Genomic DNA, 19,587 nt, shown 5'->3' with positions numbered 1-19,587 from the left:
TTTTGGTTTGTTAACGAAGAGATGAAATACATCTTTGGTTCAATTTAATATATTGAAATAAAGGTGCTTCTAGAACATTCTCTATCTTTAATATTTTTCATCATATTTTATTAGCTAATTTAGAATATATATTGTAATTTTAAGTAACTACCTCATGTTTGAGGAGATATTACAGTTCTGAAAAAAAGAGAAAACAGAACCTGCTTTTGCAAAAGTTCTAGGTCTTATTAAGGAGGAACAGACTAATGGCTGAAAAAACAAGAGTAATAGAAATTATGCCTTATAATCCTGAATGGAAAATGGAATTTAAGAAAATCAAAATGATGATTGAAAGTTATATTGGAGATTTGACTTTAAGAATTGAACATGTAGGGAGCACTTCTATTGAAGGATTAGCAGCGAAACCGATTATTGATATTGATGTCATTATAGATAGTTACGATATTTTGCCTGATATTATAAAACGATTAGAAAAAGAAGGTTATCAATATCAAGGAGATCTAGGTGTTGAAGGTCGTGAAGCTTTTCAACGGAATAAAGAAGATCATTTTATGAAATACCATCTCTATGATTGTCCAAAGGACGGGAAAGGTTATTTAGAGCATATCGCTTTACGTGATTATTTATCGTCGAATAAAGCTGCACGTAAAGAATATGAGGAATTGAAATACAAACTAGCTGAAAATTATCGGAAAGATATTGATCGTTATTGTAAGGCGAAAACAGATTTTATAAAAGGAGTTTTGGAGAAAACTCTTTATAAAAACTAGAAAGGAATAAAAATACGAATTGCTACCTGTAATATTTAGAACAAGCAAATAGGCTATTTGTGGAGAGATAAATTAATGCAAATATTCTTGCCTTATAAGAAATTAGAACCATAATGAATGAATAAAAAAATATAAATCCCTATTGGTTGTGTTAACCATCAGTGGGGAACTAAACACCCCGCCAATAGGAGTTTCACTTTATTTCAATAAGAGGATTAATAAATTTATAAAAAAGCCTGTTTCTTAAAGGAACAGGCTTTTTTACTATGAGTTTATCAACTCTCGAACAATTTCGCTTAATTGATAGATTCCTTTTGTTAGATCTTCCACAGATGCATAGGCATACGAAAGTCGAATATGCTGATCAGACTCTTCTCCATAAATACGCCCTAGGTTAAGAAGTATCCCGCTAGATAACGCTTTTGAGTATAGTTTTTTCATTGGAATTTTCGGTTTTATTTTTAACCATATAAAAAAACCACCACTAGGAACATTCCATTCGGCAATATTTTTGCAATACATATCCAATGCTTGAATCATTAGGGTTCTTCGTATCTTTAGTTGCGCTCTCACAAATTCTACATGCTCTTGATACAAACCGCTAGAAAGCCACTTTTCAGCAACTCTTTGTGATAAAGAACTAGAACCATAGTCTGTTTGCATTTTTATATCTGATAATCGTTCAATTACAGGTTCAGGGCCGATAATCCATCCGATTCTTAAACCTGGACTTAGTGTCTTTGATAAACTACCGATATGTAATACATGTCCGTGTTTATCCATTGCCTTTAACGGGAGAGGAGGTGGCTCATCAATCCATAATTCACGGTAAATATCATCTTCAATAACAGGAAGTTGTTCTTTCTCACATACTTTTATAAGTTCTTTTCGCCGAGTTTTTGACATTAAAGTTCCTGTGGGATTATGAAAGCTAGGAATAGAATATAAAACAGTTTTTTCACCATTGTATTTATTCAGTCTAGATAACTCACTTGGTATAACCCCTTGGCAATCCAAGGATACTCCTGATAAATGCATTCCTGCTGATTGGAATACATGAAGCGAATAGAGATAAGATGGTTGTTCAAGTAGAACTGGAGATCCCTTATGTAGCAGACCAACAGCTATCAACTGTAATGCTTGTAAAGCTCCAGAGACGATTAATATGGAAGATGGTGAGACATGAATACCAAATGAACTTACATAATTACTGATGGCTTCACGTAAAGGAAGAAACCCCTTTGGTTCTTCATATCCGAAAGCAGTGAGGTTTTTACAAACTTCTTGCATGACTAATTGCATTGTTTCTAATGGGAAAATATTAGAAGCAAGTTCGCCTTTACTAAGGTGAATGAATTGTTTATTTGATTCTACTGTATTAATTTCTTGAACCATTTCTTTGCTCGGTTTATGCAAACCCGCTTTCACATACTCATTCCAATTAGGCGGTGGATCAGTAGCTAATAGGGTCCATGTATTATTGACCACAATTGTACCCATACCCATTTTCCCTTGGATTAAACCATCTGCAGTTAGCTCCTCTAATGCTGTAATAACCGTACTTCGATTTACATCAAATATCTGTGCCAATTTTCGTTGACTTGGGATTTTACTACCTATCGGCCATTCGCCATTTGTAATCTTTACTTTCATATACTCCATAATCTGTTGGTACTTGGGGGATTGTTTATTCGACTTTGGATTATATGTATTCATAAAAAGCCCCCTTTTTTCTACTAATGAACCGTAAAGTGGTTGGTTTTTTTATTAAAGAACTGGTTGAAGACATTTTATCAACGATTGAATATTATGAAAAGAAATAATTGGAAAAGGAAAAGTGGCTGGCTTTTTCTATATGAAAGGAAGAGATGGTATGAAATATAGTGAATGGAATTTCCGTGTTTTATTCTCACACTGTATTACGATTGTTCTTTGGGGTTCTGCATTTCCTGGAATTCGCGTTGGGCTTGAAGCATATACGCCGGAACATCTTACGTTATTACGTTTATTAATAGCCTCATTTGCTTTAGTTATTTTAGCGGTCATACGTAGAATGCGTCTACCAGAATTAAAAGACATACCGGTAATATTCATTCTAGGCGGTTTAGGTTTTACCGTTTATCACATCACCTTAAATTATGGAGAGAAAAGTGTGAGCGCAGGGCCTGCAAGTTTGATTGTATCAGTTACCCCTATCATAACTGCAGTACTTGCTCTTATATTTTTCCGTGAAAAATTTAAATTATGGGGATGGATAGGAGGAGCAGTTAGTTTTATAGGAGTAGCACTCATATCAATTAGTACTGGAGATGAACTCGGATTCAACACTGGCATACTACTTATACTTATTGCTGCAATTTCAGAAAGTTTATTCTTTGTTTTTCAAAAACCATTCCTCAAAAAATATGGAAGTTTACCGTTTACTGTATATACGATATGGGCAGGGACTGTATTAATGCTAATCTTTTTACCAGGGCTTGGCTCTGAAATAGTAAAAGCTCCTATAGAAGTTACTCTTAGCGCTGTGTATTTAGGTCTTTTTCCAACGGTACTTCCGTATATAGCTTTGGCTTATATAACTTCTCATGCTGGAGCCTCTGAAGCAACGAGCTCACTTTATTTAACACCAGCGTTTGCTTGCTTTATTAGTTGGATATGGTTAGGAGAGGTTCCTACTATGTTATCAATACTTGGTGGTGTCATAACAATATTTGGCGTTGTACTTGCACATATAAAAAACGAAAAAGATCACTACATACGAATTGAAAGAACAAACGATGTAAATAAATCACATTCGATGTTTTAAAATCTATATGAGAAAAAGGAGATTAATGGAATGAAACGAATATAAAAGAAGAATTAAAATTAAAGAAGTTTTTTTCTTACCAATTATTTGTGTTGTTTCAATTCATATAAGGATTTTTCAATAATTTCATAATCCATTATTCCAAAGGAGTTTGATATGGTAAACCTACAATTGAAAGTCGTGACAAGAGAAAATTGGGAAGACGCACTAAAATTACAAGTATCCAAGGAACAAAATCAATTTGTACCGTCTGTAGCTGTATCACTTGCAAAAGTATATATAAAACCAGATGGTGACAACGTAGAATATATACCATTTGCTATATACGATGATGATGTTATGGTTGGGTTTATTATGCATGCCTTCGATAGAAACACAGTGGACATGTATTGGATTAATGGGTTTTTGATTGATGGAAAATATCAAGGAAAGGGATACGGAAAATCTGCTTTTATAGAGATGATTAAATGGGTTACCAATCACTTCTCCCAGTGCAAGGAAATTCGTCTAACTGTTCACAAAGAGAACACTCGAGCAAAAAGGTTATATGAAAGCCTTGGTTTTGTAGACCTTGGTTATGTTTATGATGGAGAGCAAGTATATCGATTGCTTGTTTAACTTTAATTAAAAAAGGTGTGAAACAAAGAATGCAATTTAACGAAGTAAAAATCGAAATATTTATTCCAGAAGAATTTATTGAAGACTTACGAGATGCATTAAATAAAGTCCAGGCTTGTAAAGTGGGGAATTATGATAACTGCATGTCTTATAGCTCAGTTAAAGGGTACTGGAGACCGCTAACTAACTCAGAACCTTATAATGGAGAAATTGGTCAAATATGCGAAGGACAAGAATGTAAGGTGGAAATACGGTGCAAACGAGAAATAGTAAAAGATGCACTTGCGGTTATTCATCGCATTCATCCCTACGAAACACCTATGATTTATATTATTCCACTACTAAATGAGTATTTTGGATAAATGTAATATTCTTTATGAACATAAATACTATAAAGTAGTTACTGCATAAAGAGGGGGAAGCTAATTGAAAACAAAATTTCATTATATTGTAAGAGGAATCATTATAAAAGATAACAAACTTTTAATAGCAAACTACAAAGGGCATCACTCTTTTCTACCAGGTGGTCATGTTGAGTTAGGAGAATCTGCAGAATGCGCATTAATTCGCGAACTGAAAGAAGAAATAGGTATAGATTGTGAAATTAAGCGCTTTTTAGGAGTGATTGAAAACCAGTGGCAAGATAGTGAAATACTTCATTATGAAATTAATCATGTTTTCGAAGTTGATAGTAACGAATTACATAGTGATATAGCACCAATTTCTAAAGAGTCTCACCTGGATTTTAGTTGGATTATTCCTAATAATAAAAATCTAATTGCATATAAAATAATGCCCGACCCCTCTGTTCAAAGATTAATAGAAAAGGTGCAAAAAGAGGAATTATCAAGTTGTTGGCTTAGCAATTTATAAACTAACATGTAAGAGTACTACGTTGTAAAAAAAACATGATATAAGTACCCTTTCTCGAAAAACTAATATACTCTTAGTTCATCTTTTTAAAAATTTAATATCTGTGTTTTTTATGACTAAAAGATATCACGCAAAAAACTACCACGCTTAAGCTATAGAACTAGAAAATGATGACATAAAGCTAAATGTTATTGTTTAAATTCATATTTTATAATTTCCATTTATAAAAATAACCCCATAATAAAAACAACCTAAAAATAGGCATATGAACAAGGTGCATCATCTAGTGATAGGTCATATTTTGTTGGTGTACGTATTGAGCTTAGTTTATAGCGCTATTTCTACTTAGATTTAACGAACAGAAATCTAAGAAAGCATCGATGGGGTTTTAATTTATAAACGGAGGTCATGAAAATGAATGAGTTTCAACAAGAACTACAAGCGTTAAGTCTTAATGATTATCAGTCTGGAAATGTTATGTATTGGGACCAGCAAAACCAATATCCACATTACTATATTGAAGATGATGCTCGTCGCTGTGGCGGTTGTGGTCGTTGCGGTGGTTGCGGTGGTTGCGGTGGCCGTTGCGGTGGATTTCGTTGTGGTGGATTCCGGTGTGTTGGTTGCTTCGGTTGTTTTGGTTGTGGTGGTTGCGGTGGTTGCGGTGGTTGCTCTAATTGTTTTGACGGTTTTAATGGTGTTACCTGGTGGGTCATTTAAATTCGTGACATAAATAAAGATATTTTTGAAAGAAAAGTGTATATACAAGTATGAACTGTAGAGACACTTTTCTTTCATTTTGTGAATTTAACAAATAAAAGAGCATCTTCTATGTTCATCGAAATTAATATTTGACATAGCATTTCATATAGAGATGAATGGTACATTGGATACATATCAAAAAATAGTTTCATGGGTAGAAGAAATAAAGGTACGGAATAAGAGATTCGTCTAACTATACATAAAAAGAACACTCGGGCAAAAAGATTATATGAAAGCTATCGTTTTGTAAATCTTGATCATGTTTATGATGGGGAAGAAGTATATCGTTTACTTGTTTAACTTTAATTAAGAAAATGGATAAAGAGGAGAAACCTAATCGAAAACAAAATTTCATCATATTGTAAGAGGAATCATTATTAAAGATAACAAACTTTTAATAGCAAATTATAAAAGGCATCATTCTTTTCTACCAGGTGGTCATGTAGAATTAGGAAAACCTGCAGAATGCGCATTAATTCGTGAACTGGAAGAAGAGGTAGGGATCGATTGTGAAATTAGGCGCTTTTTTAGGTGTTATTGAAAACGATTGGCAAGATAGTGAGACTCTTCATTATGAAATTAATCATGTTTTCGAGGTTTATAGTAAAGACTTACATAGTGATATAGCGCCGATTTCGAAAGAGTCTCACTTGGCTTTTCATTAGATCATCCTTAGTAATGAAAATTTCATTACATATAAAATAATGCCCGAACCCTCTGTTCAAAGATTAATAGAAAAGATGCAGAAAGATAATGTATCAAATTGTTGGATTAGCAACTTATAAAAAGTTGATAAAGGGTATGGGGTGCTTAAATGTAAATATTACTGTATAAGTACCCAACTTATTCTTTCCACCTCGATTGTACCCCCCCATATCATATTGCGAGATTCCCCCATTAAATTTACAAATGAGAAATTCATGTAAAATTATATTCATTGTCCAATTTCATATTTTGAAAATGTTTATAATAATAAATCCATCATATAAGCTATTTAAAAATAGGCAACCGAACAAGGTACATCACCCAGTAAAAACTCATATTTTGTTGTTGTACGTATTGAAATTAGTTTATAGTTTCTATATTTATCACTGCTTATTACAGAGATTAAACAAGCAAAAAAATATAGAAAAGCACCAATGAATTATGTTAGATGGAAGATTAATTTTATAAACGGGGGTCATAAAAATGAATGAGTTTCAACAAGAACTGCACTCATTGAATTTAAATGATTATCAGTCTGGAAATGTTGTGTACTGGGATAATCAAAACCAATATCCATACTATTATGCACAAGAAGATGCTCGTCGCTGCGGCGGATGCGGACGTTGTGGCGGATGTGGTGGACGTTGCTTCGGTTGTGGCGGATGCTTTGGCTGCTTTAGCTGCTGGAGCTGGTGGTTCATTTAACTTTGTAGCATAAATAAAGTTATTATATGAAAGAAGAGTGTATGTACATGTTCAAATTGTAGAGACACTTTTCTTTCATTTTGTAGAGTAAATAATTTAAAGGGCATTTTCTATTTTTGTCGAATTTAATATCTGATATAGCATTTTATTTAGAGGTGAATGATACATTGAATACATTTCAAAAATTAGTTTCATGGGTAGAAGAAATAAAAGAACAGAATCATAGTACTGCAGCAGCACTTTTTATTATGAAAGATAATGAAGTGGTGCTTGAACATTATAGTGGAAAACATTCTAATACTGAAAACAGTGCACCAATAACAGCTTCTTCACAATTTAATGTCGCTTCGGCTAGAAAGAGCTACTTAGGTCTAGCAGTCGCTTATGCCCTGTATGAAGGGAAAATAAAGAATCTCGATGATTACGCAGCTGATTATTTTAAAGACTATGATAAAGATTTACTTGGTAAAACAACATTAAGACATTTAGTAACCCATTCACACGGTTTAAATGAAAAAGTAGACGGAACCATTTATCGAGAATTTGAACCTGGAAAAGGATGGGCATATAGAGACATTAATGTACGTATGATGACGCACCTTATTAATCAGCTATATAATACAAGTTTTCCAACGCTATTAAAGAAACGTATCTTTATACCTGCAGGTTTTAAAGAAACAGGATGGCGAAAAAAGCATCATGAGAATTTGGTAAAGGTAATAGTAAATCCTCATGAAGAAGCGATATGCAGTACTGGAATATTAGATGATGGAACAGAAAAGAATCTATTCGTTTCTGCTAGAGAATTCGCCTATTGGGGAAATTTACATCTAAATGAAGGGTATTTAAACGGAAAACAAATTGTACCGAAAGAGGTCATTAAAATTGCAACAAGTCTTCAAAGCCCAAAATATGAAAACATGGACCTACCACAAAATGGATGTTTTTGGTTCGTTCAAAACACACCGGCTTTACAAAGTGAACTTGGAGAAAGAGTGCCTAAAGGCTCGTATCAAATATTAGGCATTACAGGACCCACCATTTTAGTTATTCCCGAATATAATGTTGTCGTTGCCAAAATGTATAATAAAAGATATAACTATGGGGGAGACAATTATCTGTATTATTTACGAGAATTTAGCAATTTAGTCGCTGATACATTCTCGAAATCATCTTTTACATACCAGTAAAAATATTTAAATTAGGGTATAACTACTTTTATACAGAAAAGGAGTGAGCCCTTATGAAAAAACAAACAAATAGAACTACAAAACAAAATATCAAAGACACAAGCATAGAGCAAAATGCTATATATAGCGATCCAAAAGATGCAGCAAATATGCAAACTGTTCCACAACCAAAAGATTATGAGGAAATCGAATATTAATTTTTATTTTTATAAGACTTTTTTATGAAAGAAAAATACATCTTAGGCCCTATAAAAATAAGGGCATCATTTGGTACTATATGTATATAAGCATTTGAAAATGTCTTATCTTAACACAGCTTTTTTACAATAAATCCGTATATAATCTAATCAACAAAAAGGCGCTTCTTACTGAAGTGCCTTTTTGTTGACTTTATACAATCACTCTAATTTAATTTCCAGTTTTTAAATTCGTATCTCGTCTTTTAACACGGATATACTAAATTGTGATAAATCATGTCATGATAAGAAAGGGACAGTTCGCATGAAACAAGCATCTATAAACCCATGGCTTATTGTCCTAGGCACAATCATCGTGCAAATTGGGCTGGGAACTATTTATACATGGAGTTTGTTTAATCAACCTTTAGTAAGTAAATTTGGCTGGGAACTTCATACTGTGGCGATAACTTTTTCAATTACCAGCTTTTCTTTATCGTTTTCAACTTTGTTTGCAGGTAAATTACAACAAAAAATGGGACTTCGTAAACTTATTGCAACTGCAGGAATTATTCTTGGTTTTGGATTAATTCTTAGCTCACAAGTCTCTTCATTAGCGTTACTTTATTTACTAGCTGGTGTCGTCGTAGGGTATGCAGATGGAACAGCTTATATCACATCATTATCAAATTTAATTAAATGGTTTCCAAATCGTAAAGGCTTAATTTCTGGTATTTCAGTCTCAGCATATGGAATGGGAAGCTTAATTTTTAAATACGTGAATGGAAAGCTAATTGATACAGTTGGTGTATCGGAAGCTTTTTTATATTGGGGCATAATCGTTTTGATTGTAATACTCGTAGGATCTTTCTTCTTACGTGAGGCTCCTACAAATGAAACAGTATCTGAAACTGTAAGTAGTGATTATTCACCGAAAGAAATGTTACGTACAAAACAAGCTTATTTATTATTTTTTATGTTATTTACATCGTGCATGAGCGGTCTATATTTAATCGGTATGGTAAAAGATATCGGAGTTCAACTCGTAGGACTGAGTGCAGCAACCGCAGCGAATGCCGTTGCAATGATTGCAATCTTTAATACTGCAGGCCGTATTATTCTCGGGACATTGTCGGATAAAATAGGTCGATTAAAAATTGTATCCGCAACTTTTGTCGTAATCGGTTTGTCTGTGTTCACACTCAGTTTTATGAATTTAAACTACGCTATTTATTTTACTTGTGTTGCAAGTGTTGCATTTTGTTTCGGAGGTAATATCACCATATTTCCGGCAATTGTGGGGGATTTCTTCGGTCTAAAAAATCATAGTACAAATTATGGAATCGTATATCAAGGTTTTGGCTTTGGAGCACTCGCGGGGGCATTTATCGGCGCTTTGTTAGGTGGGTTTCAGCCTACTTTTATTACAATCGGTATACTGTGTATTATATCCTTTGTTATTGCTATTTTAATTCGACCACCAAATAAAGAGAAAAAGAAAGAAAAACAAAAGCTATATCAAAAAATAGCTTAAGAAAAGAGCCCTAAATGAATACTAGGGCTCTTTTGAAAAGGAATTAAATTTTTTAATTTCCAGTTATTTTACAAACGATGTAGTTCACACCAAATAATAATAAAAATGATAGAAATAAAATAAGAGTTAGTAAACAACCTCCGATATCTCCATCAAAGTTTGCATCTGCATTTGAAAAATTCCAGTTCTTAACTTTACTGATAATATGCGCTAGAATATAGGACAACACAAAGCAAATTATAAAAGCCAAAGCAAGGTACACTGTAAATTCTCGATGCGATATTGAATCCACTATGTAAAAACCAAATCCCACAAATGTACCTAAAAGTCCTAAAATGAATAACATTTTTAAAAAAAATTTTTATATTAACCCAACATTGACTTAAGAATTGCCCATACGTTCTCCGGTTATGTCGTTTCTTTAAATAAAAACAAATAACATCCTTAATATTCCATATAATAATATTTAAAATTTATTAACAAGGGGATACAACACCTTATATAGAACTGTATATTAGAAATTTACTAAGGAGGTTCTTATGAAAAAAGTTACTGTAACATACGTACTACTTTTTGATGAGTTTCAAGAAAAAGTATTGATGGTTAAAAATACAGGCACAAATGGTTCTTATTTTACTTTACCAGGTGGTGCAGTCGAGTTTGGTGAAACGTTAGAAGAAGCAGCAATTCGTGAAGTAAAAGAAGAAACAGGATTAGATATAGAGGTAGATGGGATTTTTTCAATAAGTGAAGCATTTTTTGAGGAAAAAGGGCACCATGCTATTTTTATTAACTTTGTAGGGAAAATCACAGGTGGAGCAATACACATATCAAGGCCCGAAGAAATCGAGGAAATTAAATGGATGGAGTTACAAACCGCTGAAACATATTTACGACTTCCCGAACATGTGAAAGGTCTGTTACAACGAAAAGTAACTGTACCATATATTTTTAATGGGACAATCATTCACAAATAATACAACTAATATTTTAAGGTGAAACAAATATAAGGGGAAAGATACTTGATAACTAAGAATATCCCATGAAAAGAAATTAGAATAATTGATTCAATACATGGATGAAAAAGGTTTATTAAAAAACAAATCGTTACCATTTAAATTATTATGCACAGAAATAATAAGGGCTTAGGAGAAATAACTATGCGAATATATAACGAAATACTTTCAAACGAAAAACTTGAGGAACTTATACTGAATGAAAGTGGAGAAATACTAGAAAATTTGAATAACAAAGAAATGTTTATTAGTAGTTTCATTGATAATTTTAAAAAAGAATACGGAAATTCGGAATGTAATTACGTCGAGCTATTTGACATTGACAGTCCAGACTATATTAAACTTGAATTAATAGATAACAAAATGTTTGTTACTGCTTCTTTGTTTGCAGGACTATCTATATGGTTGGATAAAAAAGCGTTAGGAAAAGTAACAGCTACTATAGAGGGCGTTTATTCGTTCATAATGCTTGATAAAGACGGCAACATTATTACCTTAGATGAAACGTTACATTTACATAAGAGTTCTTTTGCTATTACAAATTTTAAAGTAGAAAAACTACAAAGCATCGATCAATATTTTGATGACTATACGATTATATAAGTAATAGCTGCTTTACATTATTAGATAATAACGAATATCAAAATACAAACAAATAATACGTAAAAACAAAGAAAAAAGGGGATTATACCGAGCTACTAAAGCGAGTAATTAATGGAGATTGGAAGTCAAATCAAAAAGGTTTTGTTGCTTATACTCCTGAAAATTTTAAAGCCAGTTCTAAAGTCATAGAAAAATTTTCTCATTCCGAAAATAATAAAGATGTGTTTGTACTCGCATTGTATGTTGGTACTGAGGGAGGCTATTGCGGTATATCAATAAATACAGAACATGCATACCGAAAGATAGTTGATAAATGGTATTCTGATGAATCAGAAGAAGAGCTTAATAGCTTAAATGGTGTTCGGTACCATGATTCATCATTTCCGTTTACCTTTTTCAATGAATTAATCACTCCACAATTAGAAGAAATCACAAACGCATACTATTGTATAAATACGGAGCATCCAATACTTGATGTCGAAAGAAAGATAGCATTTCATAAATCGTTTTTTGAAGAGCAGCTAGTTTTAATAGGAATCAATGTAATGAATAGACTTAAAAATACATTTTCGTTGTTGGATACAACAGAAGATTTCTTTGCCTATGTAACTCTACATGATGTTGGTGCTGAAGTTTACGAATTGTTAATTAAAAAAACGGTTCCTTACTCATTGTTCAACAAGCTATTTACAGAAAATAAATAGGACTAACATAAAAATAAAAAAGTCCTTCGAATGGTAATTATTTAAAGAAGGCGATTAAATTAATAGATCATCAATTATTTCCATGATACTTAGTGATTATTATTATGGGGTAGGGGAGATGATACCTTGCTTTCTATCTAAAATACTCAATGAGCCGCATGTATTAGGACATCGGTATATCATTATAAATCATACATTAGTAGAATATGAATGCAAAGATTTTAACAGGTTAGACAACCCGAGTATAACTATATAACACACGTCACTTTAATTCGAAAGAGAATTAATAATCACCATAATGAAATTTAAATAACTTTATAAGCCTTACTAAATACGAAGTGTAATAAAACTTTTTATGTCAAAATCAAACGTCTTTAAGATACTGGATAAAGATGTATTTATATAGCAAGGGAGGTTTAAATATGTACAAGATTGTATTTTTCGATGTCGATGGCACCCTATTAAGTGAATTGAATAGAAGTATACCGTTAAGCACAAAAGAAGCAATTGAGAAATTAGTCGAGAGAGGAATAAAAGTTGTAGTTACAACAGGAAGACCGTACAATTTGTGCCAAGAGTTTAAGACTATGGGCATTGATACATTTATTTCTGCTAATGGTGCACTTATAACATGTAACGAGAAAGTTATACATAAATCAGTACTATCAACAGAAACAGTTCAAGATGTCTCAGCTTTTGCTGAGTTGAACGGACACGGTGTTTCTTATTTTACCAAGCTATTTACGATGAACGGCATGGGTTCCGACGATGAGCGGGTTATGAGAGCATTAAAAGAAACTTTAAACCATACACAATATCCCGAAAAAATGAAATCTCTATCAGAGGAAATTTACTGTATATGTTTGTATGTGGACGACAATGAAGCACAAAAATTTCTAGATAGATTTTCAAAACTTAGATTCGAGCGTTTTCATGGCTACGTAATGAATGTACTTGAAGAAACAGAAGTATCCAAATCAGCTGCGATTAAAAAAGTATTAGAGCATCTCAACTTTTGCAAATCCGAAGCTATTGCTTTCGGTGACGGCGAAAATGATATCGACATGTTGGAGTATGTAGGTTTTGGAATTGCCATGGAAAATGGCGGAGATACATTAAAACAAAAAGCAGACTTTGTTACTAAAAAAGCAAGCGAAGGAGGAATATCTTACGCATTAAAGAAATTTGGTGTCATTTAAACTAGAGTAACATTACAAATTTGTAATGTTTATGTCACTTTCTCCAATAGCACTTAAAAACATCCAACTCATATACTTAAGATAGATTTACAAAAAAGGAGTGTAGGAAAATGCACGAAATAATTGGGGAAGTCGTAGTTGGTCTATGTGAATTCGTTTTTGAGATTTTCGGTTATGGGAATACAGGTAGAGAGAAAAAAGAATAATTCCAATTGATTTGTATGATATATAAGATTCTTAGACACCTATAAAAGGTGTTTTTTCTTATTTACCTTCAGAAGAAGACATATAATCTAATAATTTCATAAAGGGAGAAGATGTTCGTAAAAAACATCAGTATTAGTATGAAACATCATGGTGTTAAAGATGTATAAAAAAACGCACCATCTTATCTCAATAGCGCGTTTAGCTGTGTATTTATTTATACTGAGCAGGTGAAATGTGTTCCAACCATAGAATACCATCATAATGTTGGTTCGGAATCATATATTCAGGAATAAGCCCCCAATATTGTCCTATAGTCTGTGAGTACATCCAAGACGTTTCGGGAATTTTCTTCACATCTTTTAAGTTTACAAAGACTTGTGGATGTTGAGCAGCTTTCAAGATTTCTTCGATGCTATTGGGTTCATGTTTTTTATTCACATTTACAATAGAGTCTTGACTGTCATCGTAACTACTTCCGCTATATGCATACAAACCAACAGAATACATTTGATTTTTCAAGTATTTTGGCAAAAAGTCAATCATATTAGGGTGTTTTTTGGACAGACCCATAGCATACTGGAAACTCAAAAGCATATTATAATTCTGTTTTCTTATATGATAATTATGACCCCACACAATTATTTTTTTGTTTTTATATTGCATGTCACTTAACCATGCTAAATTTTGTCCCATTTCTTTATCCCGAGAGTAAAAAGTGGACTCATTCAATGCTTGTTCATTTTCGTTATATGTTTTTTGTTTTCTTTGTATTTCTTCTTTTACTTCATTTGGAATATGCGTTTTCAGCGTATCAATTCGAGTACTAATCGATTTTTCTAGAAGATTTACATTATAAGATGCTTTAGGTTTTATTTGTTGTAATTCATTCTTATGTTGTTGGATAAATTCTTTTACTCTTTCATATTTACTTAAAAGAGGTTTCTGCATTGTTTGAAACTCTTCATAAGAAGAGACAGAACGATATTTCACAATTTCTTTTTCTGCTTCTACGAGTAGTTTCCCTATTTCAGGATTCAATTTACTAATCCATTCATTTGCAAAAGTTGCAAATGTAGCAGCTGAAGCATTCCACGGGATATTTATATCGAATCCCGTTAAAATAAGGGGTGTTCCTTTTTCTTTTTGCTCTTTTATGTATTGAAATAATTCTTCTACATCTTCTGTATGCCATACTCCATAAATAGCTTTTTTCATAGCTTGCTCAGCTGTTAAATCATCTATGTTTTGATATACAGCATTCGCTTCCGCAAAGCCTGATTCAAACACAAGTACATCATAACCCATTTCCTCATGCAAATATTTAATCATCCGAACCTTTGATTGATTCATTTCTGTGGAACCATGAGTAGATTCACCTAATAAGACAATACGTTTGTCCTGCAAGGTTTGTTTTAAAAATGATAAATCCTCATTAGAGCTAGCAGTTGGTTCCTGTAATTTAACTGCATGTTCACTAACCCATTTCTGCCATTTTTGTTGATCTGTAGGCAGTTCTTCAGCAGATGCTACTGTCGAAAACGTTGTTAGTGCAAATAAAGTAGTTACTAATCCTTTTTTCCATTTCGAACACACACATATCCCTCCTGATTTTTTATAAACTTTATCACCTAAATCTAATCATTTATGATTCATTTAAACAAAATAGGAACATTTTAGGTTTACATATTCATATTAAAGGATGGAATTTATACAAATCAAGAAGAAAAGGGTGATAATTCTATTGAATTTAAAAATTCTATAAATTAAAGGGTGTAAAAAGAACCGACGGAAGATAGCTCGAGGAAACATGCTACATAGCTACCACAAAAATTGAACAAACGTACAGTACAGTACAGGAAGAGCAAATAACAGCAGAAAGAAGGGAAGATACGAAGATCTACAGTGAATAAAAATGTTATCTTAAATAAGGTGCACACTTAATTTATATCAAGTGAAGGGAGCTAATCAAAATGGTTGATCGGAGCAAAAAGAATTCTAAATGTGCACTGGAAAAGGACGAAATGATTAAACTGTATTTAGAAGGGGAAAGTACGTCTAATATCGCAAAATTAGCTAATGTCACAGCTAGATATGTTCGGATGGTTTTAACAGATAACAACGTTAAAAAACGAACACAAGGTAGTTGGAAACGCAAATATAGTTTGAATGAAGATTACTTTAAACATTGGTCTAACAATATGGCGTATATTTTAGGATTCTTCATTGCCGATGGTGTCATTATAAAGGATAATCAATCTGTAAGTATTTCTCAAAAAGAATCCAGCATCTTAGAAGGTATAAAAGTAGAACTCAATTCAGACCAGCCGTTATACCAAAACAAGAATACCGGCGTTTATATGTTGAATCTAAATAGCAAAATAATGAAAAACGATCTAATGAACATACATAGAATTATGCCTTGCAAATCATATGAAAAAATAGTTTTTGTGCACATACTAAAACAAACTCGATCACCAGTACGAATGCTAAACAACTAGTCGTGCATACGTATGCGAAACTAACAGTGACTAAAATGAAAATCCACACTGCGAAAGGAAAGGGTATAAAAAATACTTTTAGTAAGTTTATTACTTTTTCTAGTTAACATAATATAAATTATAGGTAGTTATGAAAATAAAAGGCGTTTCATCTCAAAACCTAAGTAAACTATACTTTTTGAGATGAAACAGGAATTTTTCAAAGAAACTCACTATATATGCTTTTGCTTAATTGTATTAGTCTTTATATAGATTTAAGATCAAATTTGTCACAGCAAATTTATTCTAAAACTTTCTCTGATTAATTATTGATACTGTAACGACTATAACTTAATAAAACGAGCGATTAAATTATTTGTTATTAGCAGTTATTTTGATTCATAAATTCATCGTTAATTTTTTCGTTCTTTATAATACTTAAACATCTTGTTTATTGAATATATATAATTCCGGTGTTTATTCACTTAACCCTTTTGTATACGCTCTGTATTTCCGATATCCATCTAGTTAACATAACATATTTTGGATTACTAAAAAAATCTCCTCTCATTTCAAAAAGGAATCTCTAATAAATGCAATTCACATTTCTTTCGGTGTGACTTTCATCAAAACCCACGCATGCAATATATAATTTCTTAAAATATTTCTTTTCAAGCAAAAACAAAGCCACTCTCTAAATATCTATATAGAAAGTGGCTTCAAATTCCCTTAGCAGCAGTCCCAATTATAAAGTACATTAGTAAAATCTAAATTGATCAAGTCTTCTTTGTTTATAAAGAAATTCGCAACGCCGTAATCTCCCCACATAATACCTAGAGAATCATCTGTATCAATTTGTAGCAGTAAAATATTGTGCTTTTGATATGATTCGTCCCATTCCCTTGGATCGCTTTGTGTAAAGAACGGATATCCACCAATTTTGTGTCCTAGACTCTCAAAAGACTCCTCATACAATTCACCAAACTCTATTTCTTCTTCTTTATCAACGATATCTTCTAAATCAACTGTATCTTTAAAAAATGATTCAAAACGATAATCTCCTATTGTTACAGGTTGATAAGCTTGTTCGAATGATAACTTAGCTGCTTCGGGTATAACAAAATGCTCTAAATCAAGATTATTTAAATAACTAAAATCCGTTACAAGCTGTGCTTCGTCATAATTTACTTCAGAATGATAAATAATCCGAAAGTCTTTTTGTGTTGTTGGATGATCAAAATCAGCACCAACAAGATCATCTTCTCCATTTACAAAAAACTGTAGCAAACCCTTTGTTGGCATAGGTTCGATATGAGGAAGTTCTTCAAAATTTAATTGTGCAAGTAGTACCATCGGCTTTCCGTTTGAATCTTTAGGGTGCTCATGGTTAATTGGTAAATATGGATAACCACCAAATTTGCTTTGAAATAATGTTGTTTCCCCTATCTTACCAGTAATTTTAATATAAGGTTTTACACTTTTTTCTAAAATATCCCTATACTGTTCTAATTGCTTTGGTATTTGTAATTGATATGTATTTGTCATTCTCCATTTCTCCCTTACATGATATATAAAATAAGCCTATCTCGATTATATAACGAGTGGTAGGTTTATGGAAAAACACTAAAATTCTGTTTTCACCCTCATTTTTTGTGCACTTGCAGGATAAATTAAGTGATATTCTAAACCCTTTTTATTAATTGTCCGAACTATTTTTGCTGCTTCTTCAGAATCCTCAATGAGTTCATTTTATTGTTGTAAATAAGCTCAGTTAATCGATCTACAATACAAGAAGGGATTTCAAGTTTATAAATGTTGTATTATTTATGAACAAAAAACACACAAACAAGTTTAGTCCGTGTGTTGGGTCTTTTCATAAGTCAGATAATAAAGTAATAATTTACGTGCTCTTTCATAATACATATAGTCTCTATAAAATATGTAGTAATCTTCAATATGTTTTTCTAAAAAGCGAAATTGTTTAAAGCAATCAAAAAATGATACGCGAAGTAATTTTATTTGCTTAAATGGAATTTTTTCTATCCTTCCATTTAACACATAACTTAATGTTCCTGAGATATTCATCCAATATAAATCCAAATCAGCATTTATACAATCATCCTCAGAAAACATCTTCTTAAAATCTCGATACATGTTACGCGTATCACGATGTGGGAATGGTTTATATAAATGACTATATAGTTTCATTAACTCTTCAAAAATCACCTTTTTTCCTAGTATCAATGGCCCCCCTCAATTTTCTTAGTTATTTATCCATCGTAATAAGTTATCGTACTGTTCTTTTGCATCGTTATACCCTAAGTTATATAAGTTAACGAGTCTTTCTTTATTCCTTTCAATCCCGCTAACAGGAAGCTGCGCACTTGGTTGAATCACAAAAAAATTATCTTTTTGTAATTCCGAAGACATATACATAATTGTTTCATTATAAAAACGATAATGTTCTACTAAAAGCTCAGAGACTTTCGGATATCGTCTATATAAATATTTTGCTATAGACGAAAATTTATTACGATTTTTCTCATATCCTTTTGGCTTCGTCATAATAACAACATTTTTTTGAAATCCATCTTTTTGCGCTTTTCGAACAGGGATTGGATCAATAATCCCTCCGTCTAAAAGCTTTTTACCATCATAGTCCACAGCAGGAGCGATAAATGGTACAGAACTTGATGCACGAATAATTTTCAATATATCATTCCCGTGCTCTTGCTTATTATAATAGACAGCCTCTCCTGCCTCGCAATCTGTTGTGCCGATTACAAACTGCTCATTTGTATTTAAAAAGGTTTGAAAATCAAATGGTACAATTTGATTAGGCACCTCATCGAAAAGAAAATCCATACCAAACAATTCTCGTTTTCGAATTAAATTTCGATAAGATATATACCGATGATCAGACACTAACTCTGTATTTACTTTTTTATTTCTCCCTTTTTGACGGGATAAATAGGTTGCTCCCATACATGCTCCCGCGGATACTCCAACTACATATGGAAAAAATATATCATTTTCCATGAAGTATTCAAGCACGCCTGCTGTATATAATCCTTTCATGCCTCCACCTTCTAATACTAAACCAATATTTTTCATGTATACTCCCTCTGCATTTGTTTCTTAAACTTATAAATACTTATATTTTAGCACAAGATATTATGATGAAGTATCAATAAATTCATTGCATTCTCTTTCAAAAGCTCTTGCTGCATTGTAAGAATCTC

Annotated in this window: 20 protein-coding genes and 2 pseudogenes; 17 read left to right on the top strand and 5 right to left on the bottom strand. The window is 32.3% G+C overall.

What is annotated here, in order from left to right:
* Positions 1-245: 245 nt before the first annotated feature.
* Positions 246-770: a GrpB family protein gene (locus M014_RS0106055; protein ID WP_026590916.1), complete on the top strand. Its 525-nt coding sequence runs from the start codon at positions 246-248 to the stop codon at positions 768-770.
* A gap of 264 nt (positions 771-1,034) precedes the next feature.
* Here the strand turns inward: M014_RS0106055 and M014_RS0106050 are convergent, their stop codons facing one another.
* Positions 1,035-2,486, bottom strand: coding sequence for an aminotransferase-like domain-containing protein (locus M014_RS0106050; RefSeq protein WP_026590915.1), 1,452 nt, complete (start codon positions 2,484-2,486; stop codon positions 1,035-1,037).
* A gap of 157 nt (positions 2,487-2,643) precedes the next feature.
* Here M014_RS0106050 and M014_RS0106045 point away from each other — a divergent pair, with 157 nt between their 5' ends.
* From M014_RS0106045 to M014_RS0105980, 15 genes and pseudogenes are all read left to right on the top strand, one after another.
* Positions 2,644-3,576 carry a DMT family transporter gene (locus M014_RS0106045; protein WP_026590914.1) on the top strand — a complete coding sequence of 311 codons (933 nt, stop codon included), beginning with the start codon at positions 2,644-2,646 and terminating at the stop codon, positions 3,574-3,576.
* A 156-nt stretch (positions 3,577-3,732) separates the two neighbouring features.
* A complete protein-coding gene (locus M014_RS0106040; protein WP_026590913.1) occupies positions 3,733-4,194 on the top strand; it encodes a GNAT family N-acetyltransferase in 462 nt (153 codons plus the stop codon).
* Between the two features lie 29 nt (positions 4,195-4,223).
* Complete coding sequence (gene cutA, locus M014_RS0106035) at positions 4,224-4,556, top strand: divalent cation tolerance protein CutA (RefSeq protein WP_026590912.1); 333 nt, start codon at positions 4,224-4,226, stop codon at positions 4,554-4,556.
* 64 nt (positions 4,557-4,620) lie between these two features.
* On the top strand, positions 4,621-5,067 hold the full coding sequence (locus M014_RS0106030; protein WP_026590911.1) for an NUDIX domain-containing protein: 447 nt from the start codon (positions 4,621-4,623) through the stop codon (positions 5,065-5,067).
* 408 nt (positions 5,068-5,475) lie between these two features.
* Entirely contained in the window at positions 5,476-5,787 is a 312-nt protein-coding gene (locus tag M014_RS0106025; protein ID WP_035414637.1) for a heterocycloanthracin/sonorensin family bacteriocin, read from the top strand.
* 222 nt (positions 5,788-6,009) lie between these two features.
* Positions 6,010-6,129 (top strand): annotated as a pseudogene (locus tag M014_RS29945) (GNAT family N-acetyltransferase); the annotation flags it as partial.
* 73 nt (positions 6,130-6,202) lie between these two features.
* Positions 6,203-6,614 (top strand): annotated as a pseudogene (locus tag M014_RS26500) (NUDIX domain-containing protein).
* Positions 6,615-7,017: 403 nt separating this feature from the next.
* Positions 7,018-7,239 (top strand): heterocycloanthracin/sonorensin family bacteriocin, encoded by a 222-nt coding sequence (locus M014_RS26495; RefSeq protein WP_081810976.1) that lies wholly within the window; start codon positions 7,018-7,020, stop codon positions 7,237-7,239.
* A 167-nt stretch (positions 7,240-7,406) separates the two neighbouring features.
* Positions 7,407-8,429 carry a serine hydrolase domain-containing protein gene (locus tag M014_RS0106010; protein WP_026590909.1) on the top strand — a complete coding sequence of 341 codons (1,023 nt, stop codon included), beginning with the start codon at positions 7,407-7,409 and terminating at the stop codon, positions 8,427-8,429.
* Positions 8,430-8,482: 53 nt separating this feature from the next.
* Positions 8,483-8,626: a hypothetical protein gene (locus M014_RS29545; RefSeq protein ID WP_026590908.1), complete on the top strand. Its 144-nt coding sequence runs from the start codon at positions 8,483-8,485 to the stop codon at positions 8,624-8,626.
* 304 nt (positions 8,627-8,930) lie between these two features.
* The gene (locus M014_RS0106000) at positions 8,931-10,139 is read left to right on the top strand and encodes an L-lactate MFS transporter (RefSeq protein WP_026590907.1); all 1,209 of its coding nucleotides are present in this window, start codon (positions 8,931-8,933) and stop codon (positions 10,137-10,139) included.
* A 539-nt stretch (positions 10,140-10,678) separates the two neighbouring features.
* Entirely contained in the window at positions 10,679-11,116 is a 438-nt protein-coding gene (locus M014_RS0105995; RefSeq protein WP_026590906.1) for an NUDIX hydrolase, read from the top strand.
* A 183-nt stretch (positions 11,117-11,299) separates the two neighbouring features.
* On the top strand, positions 11,300-11,758 hold the full coding sequence (locus M014_RS0105990) for a hypothetical protein (RefSeq protein ID WP_026590905.1): 459 nt from the start codon (positions 11,300-11,302) through the stop codon (positions 11,756-11,758).
* A gap of 221 nt (positions 11,759-11,979) precedes the next feature.
* Complete coding sequence (locus M014_RS0105985) at positions 11,980-12,462, top strand: hypothetical protein (RefSeq protein ID WP_231503909.1); 483 nt, start codon at positions 11,980-11,982, stop codon at positions 12,460-12,462.
* A gap of 422 nt (positions 12,463-12,884) precedes the next feature.
* Positions 12,885-13,661 (top strand): Cof-type HAD-IIB family hydrolase, encoded by a 777-nt coding sequence (locus M014_RS0105980; RefSeq protein WP_026590903.1) that lies wholly within the window; start codon positions 12,885-12,887, stop codon positions 13,659-13,661.
* Positions 13,662-14,078: 417 nt separating this feature from the next.
* Here M014_RS0105980 and M014_RS0105970 read toward each other — a convergent pair whose 3' ends face one another.
* Positions 14,079-15,461: an erythromycin esterase family protein gene (locus tag M014_RS0105970; RefSeq protein WP_026590902.1), complete on the bottom strand. Its 1,383-nt coding sequence runs from the start codon at positions 15,459-15,461 to the stop codon at positions 14,079-14,081.
* Positions 15,462-15,838: 377 nt separating this feature from the next.
* On the opposite strand from M014_RS0105970, the gene M014_RS26490 reads away from it, so the two are divergent.
* A complete protein-coding gene (locus M014_RS26490; RefSeq protein WP_081810975.1) occupies positions 15,839-16,366 on the top strand; it encodes an LAGLIDADG family homing endonuclease in 528 nt (175 codons plus the stop codon).
* 708 nt (positions 16,367-17,074) lie between these two features.
* Here the strand turns inward: M014_RS26490 and M014_RS0105960 are convergent.
* From M014_RS0105960 to M014_RS0105950, 3 genes are all read right to left on the bottom strand, one after another.
* Positions 17,075-17,890: a YwqG family protein gene (locus M014_RS0105960; RefSeq protein WP_026590901.1), complete on the bottom strand. Its 816-nt coding sequence runs from the start codon at positions 17,888-17,890 to the stop codon at positions 17,075-17,077.
* 306 nt (positions 17,891-18,196) lie between these two features.
* Entirely contained in the window at positions 18,197-18,589 is a 393-nt protein-coding gene (locus M014_RS0105955; RefSeq protein WP_026590900.1) for a YxiJ-like family protein, read from the bottom strand.
* 18 nt (positions 18,590-18,607) lie between these two features.
* Positions 18,608-19,459: a patatin-like phospholipase family protein gene (locus M014_RS0105950; protein ID WP_026590899.1), complete on the bottom strand. Its 852-nt coding sequence runs from the start codon at positions 19,457-19,459 to the stop codon at positions 18,608-18,610.
* Between the last annotated feature and the right edge of the window lie 128 nt (positions 19,460-19,587).

This window comes from Bacillus sp. UNC437CL72CviS29, assembly GCF_000482345.1.
In the GTDB taxonomy this organism is placed as follows: domain Bacteria; phylum Bacillota; class Bacilli; order Bacillales; family Bacillaceae_G; genus Bacillus_A; species Bacillus_A arachidis.
The sequence above is the reverse complement of the archived record's forward strand: the minus strand, read 5'-3'. Positions and strand labels throughout refer to the sequence as shown.